This window comes from Rhodoblastus sp., from assembly GCF_041915505.1.
Lineage (GTDB): Bacteria > Pseudomonadota > Alphaproteobacteria > Rhizobiales > Beijerinckiaceae > Rhodoblastus.
In genome coordinates, this window is the sequence record NZ_JAYSBG010000449.1 from 1 (window position 1) to 2,514 (window position 2,514).

General features: G+C 68.3%; 3 protein-coding genes. All 3 read right to left on the bottom strand.

The annotated features are described in order from the left end of the window. Window positions 1-65 precede the first annotated feature (65 nt). From ACE3S9_RS18415 to ACE3S9_RS18425, 3 genes are read right to left on the bottom strand one after another with little or no spacing between them, the layout of a single operon-like run. Window positions 66-569 carry a DoxX family protein gene (locus ACE3S9_RS18415; protein WP_374547927.1) on the bottom strand — a complete coding sequence of 168 codons (504 nt, stop codon included), beginning with the start codon at window positions 567-569 and terminating at the stop codon, window positions 66-68. Beyond that, window positions 566-2,242 (bottom strand): DUF692 family multinuclear iron-containing protein, encoded by a 1,677-nt coding sequence (locus tag ACE3S9_RS18420; RefSeq protein ID WP_374547928.1) that lies wholly within the window; start codon window positions 2,240-2,242, stop codon window positions 566-568. The genes ACE3S9_RS18415 and ACE3S9_RS18420 overlap by 4 nt, the downstream gene beginning before the upstream one ends. A gap of 23 nt (window positions 2,243-2,265) precedes the next feature. Further along, window positions 2,266-2,511, bottom strand: coding sequence for a DUF2282 domain-containing protein (locus ACE3S9_RS18425; protein ID WP_374547929.1), 246 nt, complete (start codon window positions 2,509-2,511; stop codon window positions 2,266-2,268). Window positions 2,512-2,514: the final 3 nt, after the last annotated feature.

A 2,514-nucleotide genomic window follows, 5' to 3' on the forward strand; every position in this document is an offset into this window, starting at 1 on the left:
CGCACTGGCGTTGATTGGGCGCACCATAATCAAAGCCGTAGGGTTTGGGTAGTGCCATCAATCCGTCATTGGCCCGATTTGTCCAGACCGAAGGCGCGCGCCAGCCGGGGGCCGATCAGGGCGTCGAGCGAGAAGCCGCCCGGCCCGTGGACGAGGATGGCGAGCGCCGTCGCGGCCCAGATCAGGTGGAAATTGGCCCAGCCCTCCGGCGCCGTGAGCTGGATGATCGCGGTCATGCCGAGCAGGCCGAGCGCTGCGAGCCGCGTTCCAAGCCCCAGCACCAGCAGGATCGGCAGCAGGATCTCCATACAGCCTGAGGCGAAAGCCATCAGATGCGGCGCCGGGAAGGGGATTTCGGCCCCGAACAGGTGCAGCCGGAACTCATCGGCGAAGAGAGCGTCGGCGCTGTCGCTCAATTGCAGGAAACCGTCCCATTTGGTCAGGCCGGAGCGATAGAAGGGCACGGCGAGGGCGATCCGCAGCGCCAGTTGCGCGAAACTGACGAGAACGGGCTGCGCGGCCTGCCACAGGCGCGGCTTGGTCGGAACGGTCGCGGTCAGGACGGTCATGTCGCTTTTCCTTGCATGAGGGCGATATCGGCGAAGGCGCCGGCGCGGGTGAGGGCGACGAGGCTTTGCCCGAAATCGAAGCCGGGCCCGGCGGCTTCGCCCGCCAGAGCGGCGGCTTCGAGTGCCGCGCCGCCGGCGCAGGCGCGCAGAAAGGCGGCCTCGCCGGCGGAAATCGCGATCAGCCGCGCTTCCGCCTCCGGGCGCAGGACGAGCACGGTTTCGCCGCTCCAGTCCTCGATCGCGCCGTCGTCCGTGGCGCGCAGGGCGCGCAACGGCCAGTCCGAGGCGACCAGCGCGGCCGATGGGTGCAGTTTTGCGCGCATGGCGCCGATCATGGCGGGGTTGAACGCCGCGAGCCCCGCAGCGCCGAAAGGCTCGGCCTCGGCGGCGCGCAAGGCGGTCAGGCAGGCCCAGTCGAGCCGGGCGATGTCGGGCAGATAAGGCGTTTCGGTTTCGCCGGCTTCTTCCAGGAAGAGAGCAATGAAATCCGGGAAATTCGCGCCGTAATCGCCCAGAACCGGCGAGCGCGGCGGATTTTTTCGCGCGAAGGCGCGGGCGAGGCCGGCGAAGGCTTCGTCGCCGACGAGCCGCAGCACGGTCGGGAATTGCGCCTTGAGCGCGCCGATCTCGGCGACCGCGACATTATTACGATAGACCGCGAAACGCGACGCCGCGTCGCAGGGCGCGAACAAAGGCGGGATCGGCGCGTCCGGGTTCGACAGCGCCCCGGCGAAGGCCGCCTGCCAGCCGCTGGGGCTGGAAACGGCGGCGTGTGCGTCGCTTTGGGTCGTTGTGGCGGTCGCGCCGGCAGGCGCGGCGGCTTCCAAAACGGCGCGGGCCTTAGCCGTTTCCGCAAGCAGATCAGGCCATTGCGGCAGGTTATTGTCCCATTCGATCAAGGTGGGGCGCGGTCCGGCGCGGGCGATCACATGGCGATAAAGCGCCCAGACCGGCTCGGCGACCGGGCCGCCATGATCGTCGATCAGGAAGCATCCACCGGCGTCGCGCGCCTCGGCGTGGCCGGCGAGATGGATTTCTCCGACCCGATCCAGCGGGAAAGAGTCGAGATAGGCCCTGGCGTCGAAACCATGATTGATCGCGCTGACATGGACATTATTGACGTCGAGCAGCAGGCCGCAGTCGGCGCGCGCGCAGAGCTCGGCGAGAAATTGCGTCTCCGCCAGCGCATCCACGGCGAAGCGCAGATAGGTGGCGGGATTTTCGATCAGGATCGGGCGCCCGAGCGCCTGCTGGACGGCGTCGACCTTGTCGGCGACCCGGCGCAGGGCGGTTTCGTCATAGGGCAGGGGCAGAAGATCGGGAAAGGCGCGGCCGGAAAAGTCGCTCCAGGCGAGATGTTCCGACACCAAAGCCGGCGCCGTGCGCGCGACCACCTGTTGCAGCCGCGCCAGATGGTCGCGGTCGAGCGGCGCGACGGAGCCGAGCGACAGCCCGACCCCATGGACGGAGAGCGGATAATGCTCCCGGATCGCGGCGAGCCAGCGATGATTGGGCCCGCCCGCATTCATGTAATTTTCGGCGTGGATCTCGAAAAAGCCGAGATCGGGCCGCGCCGCCAGAATGGCCGCGTAATGATCCGGCTTCAGGCCGGCGCCGACGCTGTCGGGAGCAAGCGCGGCGACCTGGCTGCGGATCGGTGCGGAGACATTCATGGCGGCGCGGCTCCCCAGCGCGGTCAGGACTTCGGGCGGTCGCGGTCGAGCGGCGCCAGCGAGCCGGCGCGGCCGCCGGGAACTTTCACCGTCGCGCAGGTTCCCTTGGGCACGAATTTCCAGCTATTGCCCTGATAATCGATGGCCGAGGTGCCGGCGCAGGTGGTGCCGGCGCCGGCGGCGCAATCATTGGCGCCCTTGAGGGCCACGCCAAAACATTTCTCCTGATTGCTCTCGGCCTTGGCCGGAACGGCGGCGAGCGCCGTCATCAG

Excerpts from the sequence above, each read along its gene's own strand:
- ACE3S9_RS18415 (WP_374547927.1), bottom strand. The coding sequence starts at position 569 with ATGACCGTCCTGACCGCGACCGTTCCGACCAAGCCGCGCCTGTGGCAG.
- ACE3S9_RS18420 (WP_374547928.1), bottom strand. The coding sequence starts at position 2,242 with ATGAATGTCTCCGCACCGATCCGCAGCCAGGTCGCCGCGCTTGCTCCC.
- ACE3S9_RS18425 (WP_374547929.1), bottom strand. The coding sequence starts at position 2,511 with ATGACGGCGCTCGCCGCCGTTCCGGCCAAGGCCGAGAGCAATCAGGAG.